General features: G+C 65.7%; 24 protein-coding genes and 1 other RNA gene. 20 read left to right on the top strand and 5 right to left on the bottom strand.

Annotation, left to right across the window (positions count from 1 at the left end):
* Positions 1-85 precede the first annotated feature (85 nt).
* Positions 86-649 (bottom strand): HalX domain-containing protein, encoded by a 564-nt coding sequence (locus tag ACOZ35_RS10655; RefSeq protein WP_424013566.1) that lies wholly within the window; start codon positions 647-649, stop codon positions 86-88.
* Positions 650-793: 144 nt separating this feature from the next.
* Between ACOZ35_RS10655 and ACOZ35_RS10650 the strand changes: the two genes are divergently transcribed.
* Positions 794-1,525, top strand: coding sequence for an RAD55 family ATPase (locus ACOZ35_RS10650; protein ID WP_424013565.1), 732 nt, complete (start codon positions 794-796; stop codon positions 1,523-1,525).
* Positions 1,526-1,558: 33 nt separating this feature from the next.
* Here the strand turns inward: ACOZ35_RS10650 and ACOZ35_RS10645 are convergent, their stop codons facing one another.
* Positions 1,559-1,897, bottom strand: coding sequence for a helix-turn-helix domain-containing protein (locus tag ACOZ35_RS10645; protein WP_017343751.1), 339 nt, complete (start codon positions 1,895-1,897; stop codon positions 1,559-1,561).
* A 185-nt stretch (positions 1,898-2,082) separates the two neighbouring features.
* On the opposite strand from ACOZ35_RS10645, the gene ACOZ35_RS10640 reads away from it, so the two are divergent.
* From ACOZ35_RS10640 to ACOZ35_RS10620, 5 genes are all read left to right on the top strand, one after another.
* Positions 2,083-2,421, top strand: coding sequence for a hypothetical protein (locus ACOZ35_RS10640; protein ID WP_137707332.1), 339 nt, complete (start codon positions 2,083-2,085; stop codon positions 2,419-2,421).
* A 249-nt stretch (positions 2,422-2,670) separates the two neighbouring features.
* On the top strand, positions 2,671-3,267 hold the full coding sequence (locus ACOZ35_RS10635; RefSeq protein ID WP_424013564.1) for an SHOCT domain-containing protein: 597 nt from the start codon (positions 2,671-2,673) through the stop codon (positions 3,265-3,267).
* A gap of 326 nt (positions 3,268-3,593) precedes the next feature.
* The gene (locus ACOZ35_RS10630; protein ID WP_424013563.1) at positions 3,594-4,175 is read left to right on the top strand and encodes an archaellin/type IV pilin N-terminal domain-containing protein; all 582 of its coding nucleotides are present in this window, start codon (positions 3,594-3,596) and stop codon (positions 4,173-4,175) included.
* A 2-nt stretch (positions 4,176-4,177) separates the two neighbouring features.
* Positions 4,178-4,801, top strand: a complete 624-nt coding sequence (locus tag ACOZ35_RS10625) for an archaellin/type IV pilin N-terminal domain-containing protein (protein ID WP_424013562.1) — start codon at positions 4,178-4,180, stop codon at positions 4,799-4,801.
* 83 nt (positions 4,802-4,884) lie between these two features.
* Positions 4,885-5,607: a DUF7500 family protein gene (locus ACOZ35_RS10620; RefSeq protein WP_424013561.1), complete on the top strand. Its 723-nt coding sequence runs from the start codon at positions 4,885-4,887 to the stop codon at positions 5,605-5,607.
* A gap of 1 nt (position 5,608) precedes the next feature.
* Here the strand turns inward: ACOZ35_RS10620 and ACOZ35_RS10615 are convergent, their stop codons facing one another.
* Positions 5,609-6,055 carry a zinc ribbon domain-containing protein gene (locus ACOZ35_RS10615; RefSeq protein WP_424013560.1) on the bottom strand — a complete coding sequence of 149 codons (447 nt, stop codon included), beginning with the start codon at positions 6,053-6,055 and terminating at the stop codon, positions 5,609-5,611.
* A 196-nt stretch (positions 6,056-6,251) separates the two neighbouring features.
* Here ACOZ35_RS10615 and ACOZ35_RS10610 point away from each other — a divergent pair, with 196 nt between their 5' ends.
* From ACOZ35_RS10610 to ACOZ35_RS10555, 12 genes are all read left to right on the top strand, one after another.
* Positions 6,252-8,603 carry a BGTF surface domain-containing protein gene (locus tag ACOZ35_RS10610; protein ID WP_424013559.1) on the top strand — a complete coding sequence of 784 codons (2,352 nt, stop codon included), beginning with the start codon at positions 6,252-6,254 and terminating at the stop codon, positions 8,601-8,603.
* Between the two features lie 97 nt (positions 8,604-8,700).
* Positions 8,701-9,057 (top strand): chemotaxis protein CheY, encoded by a 357-nt coding sequence (gene cheY, locus ACOZ35_RS10605; RefSeq protein WP_004597560.1) that lies wholly within the window; start codon positions 8,701-8,703, stop codon positions 9,055-9,057.
* A complete protein-coding gene (locus tag ACOZ35_RS10600) occupies positions 9,057-10,247 on the top strand; it encodes a chemotaxis protein CheC (protein ID WP_424013558.1) in 1,191 nt (396 codons plus the stop codon). The genes cheY and ACOZ35_RS10600 overlap by 1 nt, the downstream gene beginning before the upstream one ends.
* Positions 10,244-10,831 carry a chemotaxis protein CheD gene (locus tag ACOZ35_RS10595; RefSeq protein WP_424013557.1) on the top strand — a complete coding sequence of 196 codons (588 nt, stop codon included), beginning with the start codon at positions 10,244-10,246 and terminating at the stop codon, positions 10,829-10,831. The genes ACOZ35_RS10600 and ACOZ35_RS10595 overlap by 4 nt, the downstream gene beginning before the upstream one ends.
* A 150-nt stretch (positions 10,832-10,981) precedes the next feature.
* A complete protein-coding gene (locus tag ACOZ35_RS10590) occupies positions 10,982-12,928 on the top strand; it encodes a FlaD/FlaE family flagellar protein (protein WP_424013556.1) in 1,947 nt (648 codons plus the stop codon).
* Positions 12,918-13,391, top strand: coding sequence for a flagellin (locus ACOZ35_RS10585; protein WP_424013555.1), 474 nt, complete (start codon positions 12,918-12,920; stop codon positions 13,389-13,391). Before ACOZ35_RS10590 ends, ACOZ35_RS10585 begins: the two co-directional genes overlap by 11 nt.
* Positions 13,392-13,889, top strand: coding sequence for a flagellar protein G (locus tag ACOZ35_RS10580; protein WP_424013554.1), 498 nt, complete (start codon positions 13,392-13,394; stop codon positions 13,887-13,889).
* A 1-nt stretch (position 13,890) separates the two neighbouring features.
* Positions 13,891-14,640: an ATPase domain-containing protein gene (locus ACOZ35_RS10575; protein ID WP_424013553.1), complete on the top strand. Its 750-nt coding sequence runs from the start codon at positions 13,891-13,893 to the stop codon at positions 14,638-14,640.
* Between the two features lie 71 nt (positions 14,641-14,711).
* Positions 14,712-16,385 (top strand): type II/IV secretion system ATPase subunit, encoded by a 1,674-nt coding sequence (locus tag ACOZ35_RS10570; protein WP_424013552.1) that lies wholly within the window; start codon positions 14,712-14,714, stop codon positions 16,383-16,385.
* A 5-nt stretch (positions 16,386-16,390) separates the two neighbouring features.
* Complete coding sequence (gene flaJ / locus ACOZ35_RS10565) at positions 16,391-18,127, top strand: archaellar assembly protein FlaJ (protein ID WP_424013551.1); 1,737 nt, start codon at positions 16,391-16,393, stop codon at positions 18,125-18,127.
* A 119-nt stretch (positions 18,128-18,246) separates the two neighbouring features.
* Entirely contained in the window at positions 18,247-18,624 is a 378-nt protein-coding gene (locus tag ACOZ35_RS10560; protein ID WP_424013550.1) for a MarR family transcriptional regulator, read from the top strand.
* Positions 18,624-18,953: a hypothetical protein gene (locus ACOZ35_RS10555; protein WP_424013549.1), complete on the top strand. Its 330-nt coding sequence runs from the start codon at positions 18,624-18,626 to the stop codon at positions 18,951-18,953. Before ACOZ35_RS10560 ends, ACOZ35_RS10555 begins: the two co-directional genes overlap by 1 nt.
* A gap of 52 nt (positions 18,954-19,005) precedes the next feature.
* On the opposite strand, the gene ACOZ35_RS10550 is transcribed toward ACOZ35_RS10555, so the two are convergent.
* Positions 19,006-19,944, bottom strand: a complete 939-nt coding sequence (locus ACOZ35_RS10550) for an NAD-dependent epimerase/dehydratase family protein (protein WP_424013548.1) — start codon at positions 19,942-19,944, stop codon at positions 19,006-19,008.
* A 184-nt stretch (positions 19,945-20,128) separates the two neighbouring features.
* On the opposite strand from ACOZ35_RS10550, the gene htpX reads away from it, so the two are divergent.
* Positions 20,129-21,001 (top strand): zinc metalloprotease HtpX, encoded by an 873-nt coding sequence (gene htpX, locus ACOZ35_RS10545; protein WP_424013547.1) that lies wholly within the window; start codon positions 20,129-20,131, stop codon positions 20,999-21,001.
* 488 nt (positions 21,002-21,489) lie between these two features.
* Here the strand turns inward: htpX and rnpB are convergent.
* An RNA gene (rnpB, locus tag ACOZ35_RS10540) (RNase P RNA component) lies at positions 21,490-21,841 on the bottom strand.
* A 188-nt stretch (positions 21,842-22,029) separates the two neighbouring features.
* Between rnpB and ACOZ35_RS10535 the strand changes: the two genes are divergently transcribed.
* The gene (locus ACOZ35_RS10535) at positions 22,030-22,632 is read left to right on the top strand and encodes a TIGR00296 family protein (protein WP_424013546.1); all 603 of its coding nucleotides are present in this window, start codon (positions 22,030-22,032) and stop codon (positions 22,630-22,632) included.
* Positions 22,633-22,641 lie beyond the last annotated feature (9 nt).

Below are 22,641 nucleotides of genomic sequence, written 5' to 3'. Positions count from 1 at the left end.
TTCTGTGACGGCGGGAAAAGCGATCGGAGTGAGCGCCGCGAAAAACCGCGTCGAGGCGGGCGACGTCGAGACGGACGGCGCCGCGTCAGGCCTCGCCGAGGTCGCGGAACATCGCGCGGTAGTCGTCGGTCGACAGCGACTCGCCGAGGTCGTCGATGTCGGCGTCTAACTCCTCCAGCCGGTCGACGAGGTCGGCGTACGCGTCGTTCCCCTCGCGCTGTGCGGCCGGCTTCTGCGAGCTCAACACGGCGCGCTTGCTGGCGAGCGCGGCGGCCTCCTGAACGAGGTCGTCGTACTCGCTGCGGGTCAGGAGGGTGTCGATGGCCGCGAGCAGCTTCGTGCGGCTCACCGGCTTGGTGAGGTACAGATCGAACCCCATGTCGATGATGTCGAAATCGGGTTCGACCGCGGTGACCATCGCCACGCGGCAGTCGTACCCCTCCCCGCGGATGTGGTCTAAGACGTCGTCGCCGCTCCCGTCGGGGAGGCGGCGGTCGAGGAGCACCACGTCGACGGCGGCGTCGACCCGGTCGATCGCCTCGGCCGCGGTCTCGGCGACATCGACGTCGTACCGCTCCTCTAAGAAGCCGGCGTACAGCGCCGCGATGTCTGGCTCGTCCTCCACGACGAGTATCGACGGGTCGCTCACCGTCGACCACCGCCGGGAGCGACCGGACACGCTTCACCGGGCATACACGAACGGGCGGTGTGTCGAGAGATAAAACTGTCGCCGTCCGTTCGCCCGATGTCCTGAACCGTCTTTTATATACTCCGGCCGCCAAGGGGGAGACGAATGTCAGAACTCGTCTCCACCGGGGTCGAGGGGCTCGACTCCATTCTCACCGGCGGTATCACCGAGCGGTCGACGGTCCTCGTCTCCGGCAACCCGGGCACCGGCAAGAGCATCTTCGGGATCCAGTACCTCCATCACGGCGTCTCCGAACACGACGAACGCGGCGTCTACGTCTCCTTCGAGGAGGACGAGGCCGACATCCGCGGTGCGGCCGAGTCCGTCGGCTTCGATGGGTTCGACGAGATGGTCGACGACGGTGACATCGTCATCCTCGACAAACGCGAGATGTTACGGGAGACCGACTTCTCGACCGCGGTCGACCGCCTGCTCGACACGGTTGAGGACGGCGACTTCGACCGGCTCGTCCTCGACTCGCTGTCGATGTTCCAGCTCTTCTTCGACGCCGAACAGGAGAAGCGCACCTACCTGCTGAAGTTCTCGGACATCCTCAAGGCGAACGGACTCACCTCGCTGCTCATCAACGAGCAGGGCGCCGTCTTCCCCGACACCGAGGTCGGCTTAGAGAACTTCCTCACGGACGGGAACATCTACTTCATCCAGACGCCGACCGACTCCGGCGTCAACCGCTACGTCTGGGTCGCGAAGATGCGGAAACAGGACATCGATACTGACATCTTCCCGATGGAGATTGGACAGGGCGGGATCACGGTCCACGAGCGCGCGGGCGGCTTCTCGATGATGGGCGGCTCCGACAACCAGCCGTCGTTCTGACGCCGAGAGGGTGCCGGCCGGCCAGCCGCCTCGTCACTCCCGCGACGAGAGGTCGCGCCAGACGTCGTCGAGGCGGTTCTTCACCGCCGACCGCTCCTCCACCTCGACGGTGAGCCCGTCGCGGAAGTCGACCTCCACCCCGTCGACCTTCCGGCGGTACACCTTCACGCGCCGGTGTTCGTCCGAGAGCGGCCGGTCGTGTAGCTCCAGCAGATCCGCCTCCTCCAACTCGTTGATCCGTCGGTAACACGTCGCGATCGGGACGTCCAGCTGGTCGCTGAGGTCCTGCGCCGACTTCGCCTCGCCGGTCGCCGTCAGGATGTCCGTGTTGTATTTGTTACCGAGTACGGTGATCAGATCGTCCCCCACCATTCACGTTATCGATATTGATTTTTCGGACTTATAATGGTACCGGTGATTGTCTCGATCGACGAACGTCCCGATTCGGCGTGCGGGACGGGAGCGCGACCGCTTTGCCGGTCCGAGCCTCCGAACCGTGTTATCGCCGCTGATACCCGCCACCGTGGGTTTATTATCCGCGTTCGAGCAGGACGGGTATGGAGCTTATCGAGGGGTTGTACCTGATGACGACCACCGTGCTGGCCGGCGCGAGCGCGACGCTGGTCGCGTTCGCCGTCGCGGCGTATCGGTCGTCCGGCCGCACGGCGATGGCGTACCTCGCGGTCGGTTTCGGACTCGTCGTCGTCGCGGCGGTCGGCACGCCCGCGGCCGCCTTCCGAACCGGGTTCGGCAACGCCGAGGCGCTGCTGTTGATCAACACCGGACTGTTAGCGGCGTCGATGGCGCTCGTCGCCGGGAGCCTCGCCGTCTACGAGCCGGGGACGCGGGAGTTCGTCATCCCCGAGTCGGAGCTGTCGCGACTGCGCGACCGCTGAATCGGTTGCGATCCAGCCACCCCTAACCGGGGATGCCCCGTTACTTTCACGCGTCGCGGTCGGACCGGCTTCGAGCCGACTCCACCGCGAACGGGCGCTTACCCCGCTCCCCGACGGCCTTTTGATTTCTCGTCCCGTAGCGATCTCGATGACAGATCGCTGTCGGAACGGGACCGCGATCGCGGGCGTGCGAACGGCTCCGCGACGGCGCGGACCGGCCGAACCGCCCCGGCGCCCGGGACGCCCGCGATGACGACCGCCGACGCCGGAGGCGACCGCTCGACGGTCGCTCGGCTCTCGGACCTCCTCGCGCGCGCCGGCGTCGGCGCCGGGGTCACGGTGCTCGTGAGCGTCCTGCCGGTCGTCGGCCTCGTCGCGCCCGCGGTCGGTGCGGGGGTGGCAAGCTGGACCGACGAGTCCGCGACCGCCCGCGGCCCGCGGATCGGCGCCGCGACGGGCGCGCTGGTCGCGTTGCTGTCGCTGCCGCTGACATTCTTCGCCGTCTGGGTCGCCGCTATGGTATCGCCCGCGGCGACCGTCGGTGTCCTCGCGCTCACGCTGCTCGGCGCGGCGTACGTCGTCGGCAGCGGCGCGCTCGGCGGCTACCTCGGGGACCGGATCGCGGCGGAGCGCGACGCGTCGCCTCCGGCCCCCGACCGCGTGACCGCCGACGGCGCGGAACCGACGACCCCGGTCGAGCGCCTCAAACACCGCTACGTCGACGGCGAGCTCTCCGACGCGGAGTTCGAGCGCCGCCTCGACCGACTGCTGGCGGCCGACCGCGAGCGGGACCGTCCCGAGACGCGGTCCCGCTCCGAGTCGACAGCGCGCGAACGCGAGCGCTAACGGGCCTCTGTGCCCCTGACGGGACGCCTGAAAATCCCGTCAGACGCTTTATCTGTCGATTTGACCGGCGATTCGCTCCGCCACCGACTGTCCGACACCGAGACGTGCTATTGGCCCCCTCGTCGTTCCTGACAGATCCAAAACTGATACCGCTGCGCCGATTTCGTTGATATCTTCTGTAACTACTAGCGCACAAATAATGTTAAAACCGCAAGAAGGCAGCTGTTTATCAGTACGGATAACCGGGTACGTGATCTTAAGTAGGAAATCCTCATCTCCAACGATAACGCCCGCCGGGCAGGCCGGGGGCCGACGCAACACAACCAATGTTCGAAACCATACTGGACGAGGAAGAGCGCGGTCAAGTGGGGATCGGGACCCTCATCGTGTTCATCGCGATGGTGCTGGTGGCGGCGATCGCCGCCGGCGTCCTGATCAACACGGCCGGATTCCTCCAGACGCAGGCAGAAGCAACGGGCGAAGAGAGTACAAGTCAGGTGAGCGACCGGCTCCAGATCGTGAGTACGTCTGGTGACGTTGACACTAATCAAGAGATTGAGAACGTGACGTTCGTCGTCGCGACGTCGCCTGGCTCTGGCGCAGTGGACCTTAATCAGACCAGTATTGAATTCGTTGGTGAACAAGGCCAAGATCGATTCGAAATCGACTGGAGTGAGGTTGGAACAGGTATCATCGGAGCCAACGAAGGCGTTCTGACCGATAGTAGTGATCGAGCTGCATTAGAATTTGACTTCGATTCCACCTCTGGATTCAGTAGTTACGGTGCTTCCCTGGGTGAAGACGAGTCGGTGACTGTAACCTTCACTACTGCATCGGGTGCTTCAACAGTCAAAGAGATCCGTGTTCCGACGACAATCACGTCTGATGATAGTTCAGTGAGGCTGTAACAATGTTCGAAGCAATACTCAACGAGGATGATCGTGGCCAAGTGGGGATTGGAACTCTCATCGTGTTCATCGCGATGGTGCTGGTGGCCGCGATTGCCGCTGGTGTCCTGATTAACACTGCTGGGTTCCTTCAATCACAGGCGGAAGCGACTGGTCAGGAGAGTACTGATCTCGTGTCTGACCGGATCGAAGTTGTGAGTACAACCGGAATCGTTACTGGTAACGCTGATAATGGCAATCTAGACAGCATTAGAGTTGTTATCACGACCGCTCCGGGCGCAGATGATATTGATCTTAATGAGACGGTTATTCAGGCTGTCGGTCCTCAGGGTGAAGAGACACTGACTCTGGCAGATAATATTGACGGTTCTACGACCGCTGGTTATTTCAACATTGACGATAGCGAAATTAACAGCCAAGGTAGTGCCGTACTAAACGACGCAAACGAGGAGACAACTATTATCCTTGATCCCAGTTCCTCTCCGTTTGGTGACGGGGCAGGGACTGTGTTCGGTGAGGGTGACAAAGCAACTCTTGACATAATTTCCCCTGCGTCTGCGGTGACACAGGTCGAACTTCGATCGCCTGACCTATACAATAACGACAACGGAGCGGTCCGGCTCTAACGAGCCACGCACAGCGCAGTAACCAGTTCGCGGCGGCTCGGCCGCCCGCAACACCTATTTTTCGGCGTGCGCTACCACGGCTCATGAGTGACGACGACGCGGTACCGGCCGATCCGGAGGAGCTCGACTTCACCGACGATGAGAACGTCGTCGAGATCGGGGAGGGCCGCTACGTCGTCGGGACGAACGGCCGCCCCAACGTCGGCCGATCGCGGGGGCAGCGCCGCGCGCCACCCGACGACGACTCCGGCTTTACCGCGGCCGACCCGACGAACGCGTCGGAGCGGCGCCCCGCCGGCGACGATCCGCGGGCGAGCGCGGCCGGGCCCGGCGTCGGCGAGCGCGGCCAGCAGGGCGGCGGGCAGCCCAGCGGACAGCAATCCGGCGGGCAACCGCCGCCAGACGCTGCGCAGGGACAGCGTAGAAGCCAGGCGGCGACGGGCGGCAACGCAGTCGACCGACAGGCGGTGAGCCGGTGGCTGGCGAACTCCTTCGACGGCGACGGGTTCGACTACGGCATCGACGCCACGCTCCACGCGGACGGCGACACCACCCGCCAGCGGATGGTGTCGAACGACGTGACGGCGACGTTCGACACGCTGATATCGTGGTTCGCGTCGAACGCCGGCCCGAGCTCGCCGACGCCGGAGGCGATCGGGCTGCTGCTCGCGGCCTCCGAGACGACGGTGGACATTCCGCCGGTGATGATAAAGCGGTTCGCGGCGAGTCAGGGGCTCTCCGCGAGCGACAGTATCGGCGACTTGGTGCGCGCCGCCGAGGACGCGGGCGGATTCAGAATCGAGTGAGTCACAACAGCACGAACAGCACGATCCCGATCAGCGCGAACACCGCGTAGATCCCCGCCATCACTTCACGCTTCAGCGGACTCCCGAGCGGCTCCGCGGTGAGCCGCCGAATCGGCGGTAAAATTGCGATCCCGGCGAGGATCAGCGGCCACGACTCCGGGGCCGGCACCCGCGTGAGCGCAACGACGACCGTCCCGTAGCCGAGGACGTACGACCCTCGCCGCCAGAGCTGCTCGCGGTCGGTCAGCTCCTCCTTCGACGGGAACGCGTCGGTACCCCCCGAGCCGCCGTCGCCGGACTCGCCGCCGCCCCCCGCGACCTGCTCCGCCTGTCGCTGAACGTACTCGTCGAGCTCCTCGGCCGCGTCCTCCGTCTGCGGGGCGCCGCACTGCGCGCAGTACCGCGCGTTGTCGTCGACCGGAGCGTCACAGCGGGGACACGATGGCATCTTGGCGTGGATCGGGCGCCGCCCGGGCTTAATTCTTCGGACCCCGGACTCCGCTCGCATCGGACAGTTTTGTGCTATATTCTATGTAAATTGCGCATTTGATAATTTGACGAACACGCTTTAGTTGGTTACTTGGAAAGTAATCAGTAATAGCGCACAAGCTGTCTCTTAGCTTTATCAAACTACCCCAATGACAATGAAACACGACGGCTCAGCCAACACGTCTTGTACACATTCAACGACTTCTAGCACTGAGGAGGTGACTGACGCTGAATCGAGCTGGCCTCAAATTGACTGGTCAAACATATCCTGTATTCAATCTGGCGCGACTGGATGCTTACTCCTCGTTGTACTCGTTATTATCCTCATCACGGTTCCACCTGTATCAGGCGACCACGCAGACACGTCTTCACCGATCAGTCATGAAACATCCATATCGACTTCGGCTAACTCTCTTAGCCCAGTATATTCCCCGAACCAACAAGCGATTAGCGGTGAATTCACACAATCGACTTACACCGGGGTTGCGGGCGATCCAATCGAAATCACTCACGGGTTCGATCCAGATGGGGATACATACCTGCTAATTGGCGGAAATCGAATTAGTGATACTGGCCAGCCAGTCGGCTTTGTTGATGTTATCAAGCTCGATGGTACGTCGACAACAATAAATACGAGACTAATTGGAACGGATGAATCTACTGTGGAAAGCTGCGGACTTGAACGGGTCTCCTGTGATTTGGAGTTCCGTGATACGAATGGGAACGTAATCGCTGATAGCCTCTCCAATCTTAGCGCATCCTCTGGTGCGACCGGGGCTGGTGGGCTTGTGCGCCCACTGGTACCGCAGCGATACCGTCTCGCGATTACTGACGGGAAGTTTACAGTAGACGACTCCGGTGTGGTGACACCGACCGCGGCTGCGGATCAGGCAGACCTCGTTCTGAAGAAGCCAACGCTTCGCAATAGCGTTGAAGTGTCCACTAGCATTGATCCGGCAATAGTTAACGAGGATATTAATACGGAATCACTTGCTGAACTTCGTGAAAATGGACTTGACCGGACCACGGTAACGGAAGGTAATCATGTTATACTTGGGTTTGAATCGACCGGCATCTGGGGCGCGCTATCGTACTTTGCCGCAGATTCGGACTCAGTTCAAGCAGGAGAACCAATAAACGCCCAAGCGCTATCCGACCTGATAGCGGCTGAAGAGGGTGTTTCCCTTCAGATTCAACAGACGAACCCAACCGGAAACGAACCGCGATCAGAACTTGACCTATCACAGACGGATACAAACGATGTGACACTCATCTTAGCGGACGGAGATAAACTGAATACCCCAGATGCCCCCAGCCAATTCTATCTTGTGTTAAATACGGGTGATGACGGCCCGTTTACTCACAATCCTGAACCGGGTGATACGTTCGCTGTTGAGTTCGCGCTTGAGGGGGTAGAAGGAGACCGATACCGGTTCAACACCACAAATCGCTCAACATTGCCGGCAGCATTCGATCCTGTGAGGAGTGACGGCGAGCGCTCAGAACAGTTCCCCTACTGGGGAACCAGCGACGATGGAATGCGCGCAGAGGCATCATTCACGATCCGAGAGCGGTTCGTCCGATACAATCATGTTTCCGACGAGGGTGAAATCCTCGTTGAAGCTGAAAATGGACGCATCTCAGGAACCACCTCACTATTGCCAGCTACCGAAACCTCCGCAACACTAGTAAATGATGCTAGCGATGCTCCATATCGGAAGGAGTCTCAGTTACAAATATCTGATGATAACTTCAGTGTCAATTTTGACACTGATGGACTGGCTCCCGGAACACGTCTCAATTACAACCTGTACCAAGGATCAATTCATCGTGACAGCAGAACAGCTGTGATTGTTGGTGATAGTAATAATCCGGATCGGCTTGTGATTGAAAATGCCCCAAAAAACGTTACAGTTACCGAGGGTAGGAACCTATCAGCGATTGGTGCTACGGCGCGTAATATCGGTGGACTCCCCGGTAAGGGAGAATTGACGCTCACGGTCAACAACGGAACTGTTTCCGGGTCGTGGGGTGTCCGACTTGATCCAAACAAGTCCCAGTCATTCAAATTCAGCTCGGTGACCCCCGACCTCGATCCGGGAACCTACCCGTTCACCCTTCGACTCGACGGCGACACCCACGGCGGGACGCTGACCGTTGAGGAGGACCCGGCGACGACGACGATCGACGACGACGCGACCGACGCGGACGGGAACGAGACCGACGTCGACGGCGACGGCAGTGAGGCAGACCCCGACGGCGAAGGTGACGGTGCCGACGAGGGTGACGGCAGCGACGAGGCCGACGAGGATGAGGCCGACGACGGCGACGAGAGCGACGACGGTGACGATGGGACCGACTCGCCCGGCGCGGATTCTGACGGCGACGCGCCCGCCGACGAGGGGTCCGACAGCGTGGGGATGCTCCCGCTCCCGTTCGGCACCCGCGAGGCGTTCGGCGGGACCGTCCTCGTCGGCGCCGTCCACCTCCTCGGTCACTGGGTGTGACTCTGTCGGCGGGGACCGGCCGCGCCCCACTCCGTTCTCATCGCTGAGAACCGCGGGGGAGCGATTAAGTGTTCGCTGTGCCCCGCTTCAGACAACAATGGCTACGCGGGTACTCATCGCCGACGACTCGGAGTTCATGCGGAACCTCCTCCGAGAGATCCTCGAAGGCGAGTTCGAGATCGTCGGGGAGGCGGAGAACGGGGTGGAAGCGGTCAACATGTACGAGGAGCACGGGCCGGACCTCGTGATGATGGACATCGTGATGCCGATCCGCGACGGGATCGAGGCGACGACGGAGATCTTAGAGGAGAACCCCGACGCGACGGTGATCATGTGCACCAGCGTCGGCCAGGAGGAGAAGATGAAGGCGGCGATCAAGGCCGGCGCGGAGGGGTACATCACGAAGCCGTTCCAGAAGCCGAACGTGCTCGACGCCATCGGTTCGGCGGTATAATGCGCGTCGACGTCCGCGCGCTCGGCGCCTGTAACCGCCTCGCGGAGCGGGGGGCCAAACAGGCCGCCGGCGCGCTCTCGGACCTCACCGGGACCGACCTCGCGGTGGAGGTGACGGGCGCGAGCGTCGCCAGCGGCGAGGACCTCGCCGAGTCGTTCGCGGGTCGAGAGTCGATCGGCGTGAGCGTCGGGCTCCGCGGCGGGCTGGACGGCGAGGCGGTCCTCGCGTTCGATGCCGCGAACGTCGACGCTCTACTTTCGCTGCTCCCCGGGGGGCAGTCGATGGAGCGGAGCGCGGTGACGGAGGTCGGCAACATCGCGCTGGGGGGCTTCCTCGACGGCTGGGCGAACTACCTCGGGAAGGCGATCGACATGTCGCCGCCGCGCTACTTCGAGGCCGACGGCGCGGCGGTGTTGCCCGACGGCGCGCTCGCCGGCGACGGCGTGTTCCTCTTCGAGAGCCGCCTCGACGCGACGACGACCGACCTCGACTTCTCCATCTACATGCTGCCCGATTCGGGCCCGTTTCGCGACCTCATCGTCGGGAAGACGGCGCCCGCGGCGACGGCCGGCGGCGAGGCGGACGGCGGCACGTCCAGCACAGCGGTGCCGTACGAGTCGCTGTCGACGTTCTCGTCGCTGGCGAAGAAGGGGTCGGCCAACGCCGCCGACAACATCGCGATGATGACCGGGTTAGAGACCAGCGTCGACGTGAGCCGGCTCCGGTTCGTCCCGCTGGCGGACGTGCCCGCGGAGGTCGGCACCGAGCCGCACGCGGGCACGGTGTTCGAGCTTCAGGGGGAGCCGAGCGGCTACCTCGCCATCCTCTTCGAGGAGTCCTCGGCGGCGGCGGTCGCGGACGCGATGCTCCCGATGGACCCCGACGAGCCTCTCGGCGACATGGCCCAGAACGCGCTCTGCGAGCTCGGCAACGTGATGACGAGCGGGTTCATCGACGGGTGGGCGAACGTCCTCGGCACGTCGATCACTCACTCGCCGCCGGAGTTCGTTCACGACATCGGCGCGTCGACGATCAGCCCGCTCGTCGCGAAGCTGAGCGAGCGGCAGGACTACGGGTTCGTGATCGACACCGCGATCCAGACGGAGGGGATCCAGGCGCGGTGTGACGTGTACGCGCTCCCCGACGAGCGCGAACTGGCCCGGGCGCTCGACCGGCTCTCGGGGTCGTGACCCGCTCGCTCTCCGACGATCGGCCGGACGAGCCGGCGGACCGAACGGAGAGCGGCGGGGACCCGGTCGCCGACGCCGAGCCCGCGGCCGTCACCGGTGGCGCGATTCCCGACGACCCGGGCCGGATCAAGGTCGGCGTGGGCGAGCTCGCGGTCACGAGCGACGACGCGGTCCTGACGACCAGCGGGCTCGGCTCCTGCGTCGCGGTCGCGCTCGTCGACGAGCGGGCGGGCGTCCGGGGTCTCCTCCACGCCATGTTGCCCGCGGGCGAGGGCCGCACAACGGCCGTCTCGCGGCCCGCGAAGTACGTCGACACGGGGATCGACTCGCTGATCGGGGAGCTCGACGACGCCGGCGCCGACCCCCTTCGCTTGGAGGCGCGGGTCGCCGGCGGCGCCGAGATGCTCGACCTTACCGACGCGGTCGGCCCGCGGAACGTCGAGCGCGTCGGCGAGGTGCTCGACGCCGCGGGCGTCCCGGTCGTCGCCAGCGACGTCGGCGACGCAGTGGGGCGGACGGTCCGGTTCGGGCCGGACGGTCGGCTCGTCGTCCGGGCCGCGGACGGCTTCGAACGAGCGATCTGACCGTCGATCGGAAGCTGATTCGTTTTCGATTACCCCCAGAATTCTCCGTCCTCACCCGACCAACCGCCGAGAACCGCACCGCGCGGTGCTTTCTCATGGCTGATATTTTGAGGGGTGAATTGAAGTGTGTTCTGCGGGTCGTACACGGTAATGGGCCTCGAACTACCGGTGTGGGGAGCTCCAACCGCCGCCTGGGCAGTCGCCACGCTGGGGCTCGTCGGTGCGAGCGTCCTCGACAGGTTCCTCGACGACGACGGATCCGACGACGACGGTTCCGGAGGTATGGACGGCGACGACGATCCCTTCGGCGGCGACATGGGTGGCGGAGGGATGGGTGGCGGCATGGGCGGCGGCGGTGGCGGCGGTGGCGGCGGCGACGGCTTCGACGACTTCGACGGCATGGACGAGTGGGACGACGAGTTCGACGACGGCGGTGGTGGCGGCGGCGGCGCGGCCACCGACGAGCTGGAGAACCGGCTCGACGAGCTCGAAAACGAGGTCGCGTCGCTCTCCTCGACCGTCTCAACGGTCCGCTCGGAGAACGAGGAGATATCGAACGCCGTCGACGACATCGAGGAGGACGTCCGCAACCTCCTCGACATCTACGAGATGGTCACCCGCGGCATCAACCCGTTCGTCGACGACGGCGGCGGCTTCGACAGCGTCGCCGGCGGCGGCGAGGGCTCGTTCGGCATCTTCGACGACGAGGACGGCGGCGAGGAGGAGGACCTCGACGAGGACGTCGCGAACGCCGACGCGGACGGGTTCTTCGACGACGACCTCCTCGACGAGGAGGAAGAGGCCGACGGGTTCGACGACCTGGACGACGACGCGGACGGCGACGACGAGTTCGACGACCTCGACGGCGACGACGGGTTCGACGACCTCGACGACGAGTTCGACGAACTGGACGACGACAGCACGGACGACGCCGCGTCCGAGACCGAAACGGCGGACGACGGAGACGACATGAACGACGATGGAAAGAGTTTCAGCGAACTGAAAGAAGAGTACGACTCCGGGGAGGCCGACTGGGCCGAGGAGGGCGACGACGCCGCGGACGAGGACCCGTTCGAGGACGGGGACGACTCGTTCGACGACCCCGGCGACGAAACCGACTCGTTCGACGACCCCGGCGACGAAACCGACTCGTTCGACGACGCCGACGACGGCTTCGGGGGCGACGACCTCGGCGGCGCCGAGGACGACGGCCTCGACGGGTTTGACGAACCGGCGGACCCCGAACCGGCGGCCGACCCCGAGCCGGCGGCCGACCCCGAACCGGCGGGCGGTACCGATCCGGAGCCGGTACCCAACCGTCAGCCCGGCGGCGACCCCGCCGAGGCATCCGGCGGCTTCGAGTACGTGGGGAAAGACGACCTCTCGGGAGGGAACGGCCGCGGCAAGCCGTACCTCACCGAACTCCCGGGCGACTACGTCGGCGACCTCCTCGTGATGGAGTGGCTGGAGTTCCTCGTCTCCGAGAGCGACGTCACCGACGCGGTGCGCGCGATCAACTACTACGAGCGGATCGAGTGGATCGGTCCCGACGCCGCCGGGCGGCTCCGGGACTTCCTCTCCGGGTTCGGCACGATAGACCGCAACCTCGTCGATCGGCCGGGCACCGACCGGCTCGTTCGCGAACACCACACCCGCAGCCTCCGGTACGTGACCCAGCTCAACGGCACCAGCAGCCACACGGTCCTGTTGGACCGCTGGGACGACCTCGCCGGCGGCTCGCTCGTCGGCGGCGGGCCCGTCAACGGGCGCCGCGGCGGTCGGCGGGGCGGACGCGTCGATTCCGGGCGCAACGGTCGCAACGGTCGCAACGACCGCAACGATCGGCCGGAATCGAAGCGGAACGGTCACGACGAGCCCGGCCGGCGGGACGCGCCCGACCGCGAGCGACGGACGAACGGCGCGGACCGCGACCCGGCGGAGCGCGACGGCGCGGGACGCGAGGCGGACACGGACCGACGCGACGGCCACCGCGACGACCGGCGCGACCGGAACGGTTCCACGCGACCGATGAACGACCCGAATCCCCGTTCCGACCGCGCCGATCCGGCCGACGGAGGGTGGGGAGATGGGCGTTAGCGTCTCCGCGTCCACGGCCATCATCGTCGCGGGGCTGTTCTTCGCGTTCACGACGTTCTACCCCGTGGCGGCCAACGGGCTCGACCGCGTCTCCGACGCCCAAAACGGCATCAACGAGCGCGCGCTCGAGCGGCAGAACACCGACTTCGCCGTGACGAACGCGACCTTCGACGCCGACACCGAGACCCTCACCGTCAACGCCACCAACGAGGGCTCGGTCGGCCTCGTCGCGGACGACGCGACGCTCGTCGTCGGCAACGAGTACGTCGACGTGGGCGGAGCCAACGCGTCCACGACCGTCGACGGCGACGGCGACACGGCGCTCTGGCTCGGGGACGAGACGCTTTCGATCACCGTCACACAGGACGACACGGCGACGACGATCGGGGACGGCACCCGCGTCGTCCTCGTCGTCGAGTCCGGCGTCCGCGACGCTGAGACCGTGACGGAGGTGAGCGCGTAGATGGCCAGCGTTCCCGTCTCCCACCTCATCTTATTCATCGCGAGCCTGGTGATCGCCGCCGGCGTCGTCGGCACGATCACGACCGGCGTCGACCGCGTGAGCGCGGCCGTCGACGACGCTGGCCTCGACGCGACCGAGCAGCTCCGAACTGACGTGACGATCATCTCGGACCCCAGCGCGGGGGTGTACAACGCGAGCGGCGACCAGAACGTCACGCTGTTGATAAAGAACACCGGCACGTATCGGTTGGCGCCCGTCGGCTCCGACCTCGACGTCGTCTTCGACGGCGCGTACGTCCGGCCGGGCGCCCTCTCCGGGGAGCTCGTCTCCGCGGACGGCGCGAACGCGTGGAGCCGCGGCGACGTGTTGCGGCTCACGATAGACGTGAGCGAGATCGAGGGCCGAGACGGCGGGCTCGTCGACGGCGACCACCGCGTCTACCTCTCCGTGAACGGCGACGAGGAGCTGTTCCAGTTCCGCGTGGAGGGGGGTAACTGAGATGCCCCACGACAACCTCCTCTCCCTCGGTCTCGGCGACCGCGACCGGCTCAACAAGGAGCTGGGCGGCGGCATCCCCCGCGGCAGCATCGTCCTCATGGAGGGCGACTACGGCGCGGGTAAAAGCGCCATCTCCCAGCGGTTCGCCTACGGCCTCGTCCAGGAGGGCGCCTCCGTGACGATGATGTCGACGGAGCTCACCGTCCGCGGGTTCATCGACCAGATGCACTCGCTGGAGTACGACATGGTGAAGCCGCTCCTCCAAGAGGAGCTGCTCTTTCTCCACGCCGACTTCGACTCCGGCGGCGCGTTCTCCGACGGCGACGGCGAGCGCAAGGAGCTGCTCAAGCGGCTGATGAACGCCGATGCGATGTGGAACTCCGACGTTGTCTTCCTCGACACGTTCGACGCCATCTTCCGGAACGACCCCACCTTCGAGGCGCTGGTTCGGAAGAACGAGGAGCGGCAGGCTGCCCTGGAGATCATCTCCTTCTTCCGCGAGATCATCTCGCAGGGGAAGGTGGTCGTGCTCACCGTCGACCCCTCGGCGGTCGACGACGACGCGATCGGCCCGTTCCGGTCGATCGCGGACGTGTTCCTCCAGCTCGAGATGATCGAGGTGGGCAACGACATCCGCCGGCAGATCAACGTGAAGCGGTTCGCGGGCATGGGCGAACAGGTCGGCGACACGATCGGGTTCTCGGTCCGGTCCGGAACCGGAATCGTCATCGAGAGCCGCAGCGTCGCCTAACACATGACCCGCCGACGCACAGCCGGTCCGCGCGCGCGGACCGCGACCACCACGACGACCGGGCGTAGGACATGACCGAACACGGCACCGCCAAACCGTCCGAAGAGCTCCGAAAGGCGGCCATGCGGCGGCCGCACCTCCTGGAGCACCTCCGCGAGTTCAAACAGATCACCGGGGAGTTCCCGCAGTTCATCGAGGAGCCGAAAGACGAGTACGAGTCCGCCCGGCCGAACGTCATCTACCCGGTCGGCGGCCCCATCTACAGCCACATCTACGGCGACCTCGGCCAGGACACGAAGTACTACGCCATCGAGCCCGAGGTGTCCGGCCCGCAGGCGGAGATCCTCAACGAGGTGAAAAACCGGCTGCTCACCGTGAGCGGCCAACACAGCGCGCCGGAGAACGAGGCGGAGTACGACGACCTCATCGAGGAGCTGTTAGAGGAGGTCACCCACGTCGACGACACCGCGACCGGCTTGCGCCGCGGGCTCTCGAAGATCCGCAACTTCGGGAAGCTGTCGGTCACGGAGGAGACGTACGAGAACATCCGCTACCGGCTCAACCGCGACATCGTCGGGCTCGGCCCGCTCGAACCGGTGATGCGCGACCCGGCCAACGAGGACATTCACGTCATCGGCCCCAAGGAGTGTCACGTCGACCACGGCACGTTCGGCATGCTGGAGACGACCGTCGACTTCGGCACGCCGAAGGAGTTCGACAACTGGCTGCGCAACATGGGCGAGCGGATCGGCGACCCGCTCTCCGACTCCGACCCCATCGTCGACTCCACGCTGCCGGACGGGTCGCGTATCAACATCATCTACTCCGACGACGTCTCGCTGAAGGGCTCCTCGCTCACGATTCGGCAGGGCGAGGAGGTCCCGCTGTCGATCAACCAGATCACCAACTGGGGGACGCTGTCGCCGCAGCTGGCGGCCTACCTCTGGCTCTGTCTGGAGAACGAGCAGACGGTGTTCGTCGTCGGGGAGACGGCGTCCGGGAAGACGACGACGCTGAACGCCATCCTCTCGTTCATTCCGGACGACTCGAAGATCTACACCGCGGAGGACACCGCCGAGGTCATCCCGCCGCACAGCACCTGGCAGCAGCTGTTGACCCGCGAGGGCGGCGGCGAGGGCTCCTCTGACGTCGACATGTTCGACCTCGTCGCCGCCGCGCTGCGGTCGCGCCCCGACTACATCATCGTGGGCGAGGTCCGTGGCGCCGAGGGGCGCATGGCGTTCCAGGCGGCCCAGACGGGACACCCGGTCATGCTGACGTTCCACGCGTCCGACATCGTCTCGATGATCCAGCGGTTCACCTCCGAGCCGATCAACGTCCCGGAGACGTTCATGGACAACGCCGACGTGGCGCTGTTCCAGAACCGCGTGAAACAGGGCGATCAGGTCCTGCGCCGCGTGACGAGCGTCCAAGAGATCGAGGGGTACTCCAAGGAGATGGAGGGGGTCGTCACCCGCGAGGTGTTCAGCTGGGACCCCGTCGAAGACGAGATCGTCTTCCAGGGGATGAACAACTCCTACGTGCTCGAAGAGCAGATCGCGACCCTGCTGGGATACGCCGACACCCGCGACATCTACGACGACCTCGACTTCCGCGCGGAGCTGATCGAACGGATGATCCAGGAGGGAATCCTCGGCTACCACGAGGTCAACGACGCGATCAACGCCTTCCAGCGTGACGGGGTCGAGGGGCTCCCCTTCGACATGCACCGGAACACGAGGTAGCGACGATGGCCGTGAAACGGATGGGCGACGGGCTCGCGACGGCCGCGCAGCTGACCTCCGAGGTGCTGGAGTCGTACGAGCAGCTCGACATCTCCAAGGGGAAGTACGTCGGCCTCGTGTTGCTGCCGGCCCTGTTCGTCTTCCTCGGCAGCGTCGTCGGCCTGGTCGCGCTCCCGCTCCCCTTCGCCGCCCGGGTCCCGATCCCGATGTTCGGCGGGCTCATCCTGTTCGCGGCCGTCATCTACCCGAAGATCTACCTCTCCAGCCTGGAGACGAAGATCGACAACCAGCTGCACCTCGTGATGACCCATATGACGGTGCTATCGACGACGAACATCGACCGGATGGAGGTGTTCCGGACGCTGGCGAAAGAGGAGGAGTACGGCGTCGCCGCCGAGGAGATCGGCCGCGTCGTCCACCTCGTCGACACGTGGAACCAGAGCCTCGACGACGCGTGTCGCCGTCGGGCCCAGGAGGTCCCCTCCGACGCGATGGCCGACTTCTTCGACCGCCTCGGCTACACGATGGGCGCGGGGCAGTCGTTAGAGGAGTTCCTCGTCTCCGAGCAGGACGTCATGCTCGCGCAGTACGAGACCCGCTACGAGTCCGCGCTCTCGAACCTGGAGGTGATGAAGGACCTGTACATGTCGATGATCCTCTCGATGACGTTCGCCTTAGTGTTCGCCGTCGTCCTCCCGATCCTCACCGGTAACGACCCGACCGCGACGGTCGCGGCCGTCATCGTCCTCTTCGTGTTCGTCCAGCTCGGCTTCTACGCGATGATCCGCGCCACGTCGCCGTACGACCCGATCTGGTACCACCCGGACGAGCGGGCGCCCGGCGACCTGAAGCTGTGGGGCTCTTTGATCGGCGGCGGCGGGCTCTCGCTTTTACTCATCGGGATCACGGCCGCCGGGATGTTCGGATACGGTCCCGGCCTCCCCGGCCTCCTCTTCTTCCTCGACGACGTCCGGCTGCCGCTGTACTTGGCGGTTCCCATCTCGCCGCTGATCATCACCGGGGTGATCCTCCGGAGCGAGGAGCAGGCGATCACAGCCCGCGACGGCGAGTTCCCGTCGTTCGTGCGCGCGCTGGGCGCGACCGAGAGTGCGAAGCAGTCGACGACCACGGACGTCCTGACGACGCTGCGCGACAAGAACTTCGGCGAGCTCTCCGAGGCCATCGAGCGGCTCTACCGCCGGCTCAACATGCGGATCAGCACCGAAGGCGCGTGGCGAGCGTTCACGCGCGACACGCGCTCGTACCTTATCCAGAAGTTCTCCGAGATGTACCTCGTCGGGCGGCGGATGGGCGGGGACCCGAAGATGCTCGGCGAGCTGATCTCGAAGAACATGAACGCCGTCAACCAGCTTCGCGAGCAGCGCCGGCAGGCGGCGATGACGTTCATCGGCCTGCTGTACGGGATCACCGCGGCCGCGACGTTCGCCTTCTTCATCGGGCTGGAGATCGTCGCGATCTTAGCCGACCTGACCGCTGACTTCGGGCTCGACCAGATGGACATCGGCCAGATCGTCTACCCCGGCGCCTACGACATCCCGCTCATCGAGTACCTCCTCCTGACCGTCGTCCTGTTCAACGCGGCGCTCTCCTCGCAGATGATCCGCCGGATCGACGGCGGCAACCCCGCGAACGGCTACATCCACTTCGTCCTCCTGACGTGGCTCGGCGCGGGCACCGCCATCGCGACGCGAACGCTCGTCAACGCAATCCTGTCGATCTGAACCGTGGGGTCGGCGTCGTCGATGTTACCGTCGATGCCTCGCGACGCGCGACGAGCGGACTCGACATGACGGCCCACAATATTATGACGGACACTGACGTACGGTTACGTACGTTTACAATGCCGGTCGACTTCGACAGCTACCGTCCGAGCGATCTCCCGGACGAAGACACCAACGGGCGCCGAATCCTCGAGTTCCTCGCTCGGAACCCGGAACTGGGATTCCGGCCGAGCGAGCTCGCGGAGGAACTCGACATCCCCCGCGGAAGCGTCGGCACGACGCTCAGGCGACTCGAACAGCGGGGGCTCGTCCGGCACAAGGGCGAGTACTGGGCCATCAACGCCGAGGCGTACGACGCCCACACCGCGGCCCAGATCGGTCTCCGCGCGGTCGCGGACGCGTTCGCGGGCGACGGCTACGACCGCACCGACGACTGGGACGCCGACCTTCCGGACATCGACGCGGACGAGTCGGGAGACGAATCGACCGACGGCTGATGTATCGACGCGGAACCGTCGTCGTCGCGTCGGACCCGTTCGGCAACGCGCCGCGGCGGCCCTACCTGATCGTCAGCGACGGCTCCCCCCCGTTCGCGGGTGAGCAGTACATCGGTGCCGGTATCTCGACGAAGGAGTACGACGCGTCGGTCCCGCTCGCCGGCGCGTTCGTCGAGGGAGGGCTCGATCGAGAGTTGTTCGTCGCCCCGTGGGCGGTCGTGTCGCTGCGCGAGGCGACCGTCGACCGGGCGGTCGCTCGGGTCGAAGGCGAGATCACCGAGACGACAGTTCGTCGGATGGCGCGGTTCGTCGGCTATTCCGACGAGTGAGGTGCCGTTCGATCGAATATCTGTTTGGTAACGTGAGGGAGAACCCTCGGATCTATCCCTCGAACAACGTCGGCTCCTCGACCGCCGCGTCGGCCGCGTCGCGCCACGAGCGCGACGGCGTCCACCCGAACAGCTCCTCCGCCTTCTCGATCGCGTAGGCGCCGCGGTCGTCGCCTTCGGCGAGTTCGCTCTTGTCGACCGCGCAGTCGTCCGGGATCTCCCCGTACGACTCCCGAAGGAGGTCGAGCAGGGGCCGGCCGAGCGCGTTGTCGGCCGCGACGCAGTTGACCGCCTCGTGGGTGCTCGGGGGTACTGCGGGGTCGTCGCCGAGCAGGTCCGCGAGCGCGGCCGCGACGAGGTCGGCGACGTCGCGGGCGTCCACGTACGACCAGAAGTTGCCGGCGCCCGCGTCGAGGTCGGACACGTACTCCTCCGCGCGGCAGGCGTAGTCGCCGGGGTACTGGATCCACGACGGGCGGAGCGAGACGGCGGGGACGTCGTGGCGGCGCGCGACCGCGCCCGCCGCCGCCTCCGCGGTCACTTTCGAGAGCCCGTACGGGTCCTCGGGGCGGAGTGGGTGGGCCTCGGTGATCGGTAGCTCGTCCGGGAACGGCGTCGGGTCGGCGAAGAAGAAGCCGTAGGCGCCGTCGCTGGAAGCCTGGACGATCGGGGCGTCGGCCCGGCCGGCCGCGTCGAGGACGTGCTTCGCGGCGAGCGCGTTCGTCTCGAACACGCGCCCCTCGGGGTGGGTGCCGGCGACGGGGATCGCCGCCCAGTGGACGACCGCGTCGGGGTCGACGGCGGCGACGACGTCGAGCGCCTCGCCGCGGTCGGCGAGGTCGGCCGTGCGGAACGAGACGTTCGGGGCCGGGTCGACGCCGAGTCCGGGGTGGTCGTAGTCGACGACGACGATCTCGTAGTCGCCGGCGAGGCGGTCGACGACCCAGCGCCCGGAGGCGCCGCGGCCGCCGGTGACGAGGACAGTCTCCATGCGGACGCCTCGCGCAGCGCGGGCAAAAGGCCGTTGTTCGACCCCTTCGGTGTCGCTTTCGTCGCGACCCCGGCCCCGGGCTCGTCGTGTCCGCGGCCCACGTCTCGTCGCGCCCGTGACGCCGGTCGACCCCCCGGCTTCCCGCTCCGGCAGGCTTTAACGCGCCGAACGGTAATCTCCGGGTATGGATTGGAAGACAGATTGGGGGTTGCGTGGACGGATGGGGTTCACGATGTTCCTCCTCTTCGCCCTCTACGTCGTGTTCATCGGCGTCCTGATCGAGGTGTTCAACGTCGGGATCATCTTCACGCTCGCGATGTTCGGGATGTTCTCGCTCGCCCAGTACTTCTTCAGCGACAAGCTGGCGCTGCGGAGCATGGGCGCCCGCGAAGTCGACCCTGACGAGTACCCCGACCTCCACCGCCGGGTCGAGCGCCTGAGCCAGCAGGCCGACCTGCCGAAGCCGACCGTGGCGGTCGCGAACACGCAGGTGCCGAACGCGTTCGCGACCGGCCGGAACAAGAAGAACGCGACCGTCGCGGTGACGACCGGCCTCTTGCAGAGCCTCGACGAGGACGAACTCGACGGCGTCCTCGCCCACGAGCTCGCCCACGTGAAGAACCGCGACGTGATGGTGATGACCATCGCCTCGTTCCTCTCGACTATCGCCTTCTTCATCGTCCGGTGGGGATGGCTGTTCAGCGGTGACAACCGACAGGGCGCGCCCGTCATCGTCGCGATCCTCGTGTCGATCGTGGTGTGGGTGATCTCGTTCCTGCTCATCCGCGCGCTCTCGCGGTACCGCGAGTACTCCGCCGACCGCGGCGCGGCGCTCATCACCGGGCAGCCCGGCGCGCTCGCTTCGGCGCTGATGACGATCGACGGCCGGATGGATAAGGTGCCCAAGGAGGACCTCCGCGAGGAGGCAGAGATGAACGCGTTCTTCATCATCCCCATCAAGTCCGGGTTCGTCGGCCGGATCGCCTCGACGCACCCGCCGACGGAGCGCCGGATCGAGAAGCTCCGCGAGCTCGAAAAGGAGATGGAGACGGCCTAAGACGGATTTGACGTAGTAGTTTTAGTCGGCTATTTATAAGTCGTTGAGCGTGGGTTGGCGACGAATACCGTCGAAGCCCCAGCCGCTCGCTTATCAATCGTCGCAGGCGGATCGACGACGCATACCGCCGAAGCCATAGTCGCTCATTTATAAGTCGTTGAGAGCGGATCGGTGACGAAGGCCGCTGAAGCCCCAGCCGGGAGGGCGGCGCACGCTCGCTGCGCGCCTCACTCGGTCGCTCGCGCTCCCTCGTTCGGTGCTTACGTCGCCTGCGCCGCCCTCCCGGCTGCCCCTTCGAGTCCCGCCCCGCACCGCACAGCACCTCACGCCTCCCCAGCCTCGTCAGTCGCCCTCGCTCCGCTTCGGGCGACTGACTCCCTCGCGCGTGCGGTTCGCGCCGCGGTGCGGCGCTCACCGGCACGCGCCACCGCACCGCCGTTTGCTTATAAATGATCGCGGGACAGTCGCGTCGCTCGTCGGTGTGAGCGGACTGAGGGGAGTAAGCCCCCTTCGGTTCGTCCCGACATTCGGCTGAGCGTCCGCGCCGTGGCCGGACTACCTTGTGGCGCGGACTTGCACCGGCGAGGATTCGCCGTTCCATCCGTTCCCGCCCGTCTGTAACGTGGTAAAGCCACGCTAACGTGGCAAACCCACGTGCCCTCTCCGGGTTAACTCCCTTCCCTTGCGGGTCGGTTCGCGCAGATCATCGGTCGGGGCGGGGGGTGTCGTTGCTGTTCCAGAGCCAGCCGTCTCCGACTCCGGGCGTGTGCCCGGTCGCCCGTCCGGCCGGTGGGGGGACTTTCCTCATGCCAATGGCACGGGAGTCGGGCTCCCTCTGTCCGCTCTGTCCTACCGCCCGCCGGCGAATAAGCGGTTCGGTCGACGGCGTCTTCGGGCGGGTCTTCGGGCGGATCTTCGGCGGGTCTTCGGTGGGTCTCCGGGCCCGGTAGCGACGGCTTTCGGGAGAGACGCCGCGAGCGCGGCGTGTAAGGGAAGCGTTCAAGTCGTCAGAACTGTAATAGACTCTCATGTCCGAGGCTCAGACCGTTCAGCTGTCGTACGACGACGGTGCACGAGCGGTCGAACTCGCGCGGGAGGCGGTCGAGTCGTTCGTCCGACACGGGCAACGCGAACAGCCCGGCAGCATGCGAGAGGCGTTTTACGCTCGCACCGGCGCCTTCGTCCGACTCGAATCAACTCGGGGCCGCGGTCGCCTCCGCGGCTGCGCCGGCGCGTGGGACACCTCCGACCAGCTCGGACACGCCATCGTCGAGGCCGCCATCAAGGCGGCCTCGGGCGACTCCTGCGGCTCCGAGGTGGAGCCGAAGGAGCTCGACAACATCACCGTCTCCGTGTTCGTCGTCTCCAACACCGTCCTCACAAACGACCCCGCCGAGGATCTCAAGGTCGGCACCCACGGCGTCGCCGTCGACAGCGGCAACGCCCACGGCTGGCTCTACCCGACGGTCCCCGTCGAGAACGGCTGGTCGGCCGCGGAGTTCCTCTCGCGCACCTGCCGCAAGGCGAAGCTCTCGCCGACCGCGTGGCAGGAGGAGGACACGATGGTGACGCTCATCGAGGGCCAGGTGTTCCGAGAGCGCGCCGACGGCGGCGCCGTCGAAGAGCTGTAGTCAGGTACG

Source organism: Halorubrum xinjiangense (assembly GCF_049604745.1).
Classification (GTDB): Archaea; Halobacteriota; Halobacteria; order Halobacteriales; family Haloferacaceae; genus Halorubrum; species Halorubrum xinjiangense_A.
Note: the sequence above shows the minus strand (reverse complement) of the source record. Positions and strands in the feature narration are given on the sequence as shown.

Excerpts from the sequence above, each read along its gene's own strand:
- ACOZ35_RS10650 (WP_424013565.1), top strand. The coding sequence starts at position 794 with ATGTCAGAACTCGTCTCCACCGGGGTCGAGGGGCTCGACTCCATTCTC.
- ACOZ35_RS10645 (WP_017343751.1), bottom strand. The coding sequence starts at position 1,897 with ATGGTGGGGGACGATCTGATCACCGTACTCGGTAACAAATACAACACG.
- ACOZ35_RS10640 (WP_137707332.1), top strand. The coding sequence starts at position 2,083 with ATGGAGCTTATCGAGGGGTTGTACCTGATGACGACCACCGTGCTGGCC.
- ACOZ35_RS10635 (WP_424013564.1), top strand. The coding sequence starts at position 2,671 with ATGACGACCGCCGACGCCGGAGGCGACCGCTCGACGGTCGCTCGGCTC.
- ACOZ35_RS10630 (WP_424013563.1), top strand. The coding sequence starts at position 3,594 with ATGTTCGAAACCATACTGGACGAGGAAGAGCGCGGTCAAGTGGGGATC.
- ACOZ35_RS10625 (WP_424013562.1), top strand. The coding sequence starts at position 4,178 with ATGTTCGAAGCAATACTCAACGAGGATGATCGTGGCCAAGTGGGGATT.
- ACOZ35_RS10620 (WP_424013561.1), top strand. The coding sequence starts at position 4,885 with ATGAGTGACGACGACGCGGTACCGGCCGATCCGGAGGAGCTCGACTTC.
- ACOZ35_RS10615 (WP_424013560.1), bottom strand. The coding sequence starts at position 6,055 with ATGCCATCGTGTCCCCGCTGTGACGCTCCGGTCGACGACAACGCGCGG.
- ACOZ35_RS10610 (WP_424013559.1), top strand. The coding sequence starts at position 6,252 with ATGAAACACGACGGCTCAGCCAACACGTCTTGTACACATTCAACGACT.
- cheY (WP_004597560.1), top strand. The coding sequence starts at position 8,701 with ATGGCTACGCGGGTACTCATCGCCGACGACTCGGAGTTCATGCGGAAC.
- ACOZ35_RS10600 (WP_424013558.1), top strand. The coding sequence starts at position 9,057 with ATGCGCGTCGACGTCCGCGCGCTCGGCGCCTGTAACCGCCTCGCGGAG.
- ACOZ35_RS10590 (WP_424013556.1), top strand. The coding sequence starts at position 10,982 with ATGGGCCTCGAACTACCGGTGTGGGGAGCTCCAACCGCCGCCTGGGCA.
- ACOZ35_RS10585 (WP_424013555.1), top strand. The coding sequence starts at position 12,918 with ATGGGCGTTAGCGTCTCCGCGTCCACGGCCATCATCGTCGCGGGGCTG.
- ACOZ35_RS10580 (WP_424013554.1), top strand. The coding sequence starts at position 13,392 with ATGGCCAGCGTTCCCGTCTCCCACCTCATCTTATTCATCGCGAGCCTG.
- ACOZ35_RS10575 (WP_424013553.1), top strand. The coding sequence starts at position 13,891 with ATGCCCCACGACAACCTCCTCTCCCTCGGTCTCGGCGACCGCGACCGG.
- ACOZ35_RS10570 (WP_424013552.1), top strand. The coding sequence starts at position 14,712 with ATGACCGAACACGGCACCGCCAAACCGTCCGAAGAGCTCCGAAAGGCG.
- flaJ (WP_424013551.1), top strand. The coding sequence starts at position 16,391 with ATGGCCGTGAAACGGATGGGCGACGGGCTCGCGACGGCCGCGCAGCTG.
- ACOZ35_RS10560 (WP_424013550.1), top strand. The coding sequence starts at position 18,247 with ATGCCGGTCGACTTCGACAGCTACCGTCCGAGCGATCTCCCGGACGAA.
- ACOZ35_RS10555 (WP_424013549.1), top strand. The coding sequence starts at position 18,624 with ATGTATCGACGCGGAACCGTCGTCGTCGCGTCGGACCCGTTCGGCAAC.
- ACOZ35_RS10550 (WP_424013548.1), bottom strand. The coding sequence starts at position 19,944 with ATGGAGACTGTCCTCGTCACCGGCGGCCGCGGCGCCTCCGGGCGCTGG.
- htpX (WP_424013547.1), top strand. The coding sequence starts at position 20,129 with ATGGATTGGAAGACAGATTGGGGGTTGCGTGGACGGATGGGGTTCACG.
- ACOZ35_RS10535 (WP_424013546.1), top strand. The coding sequence starts at position 22,030 with ATGTCCGAGGCTCAGACCGTTCAGCTGTCGTACGACGACGGTGCACGA.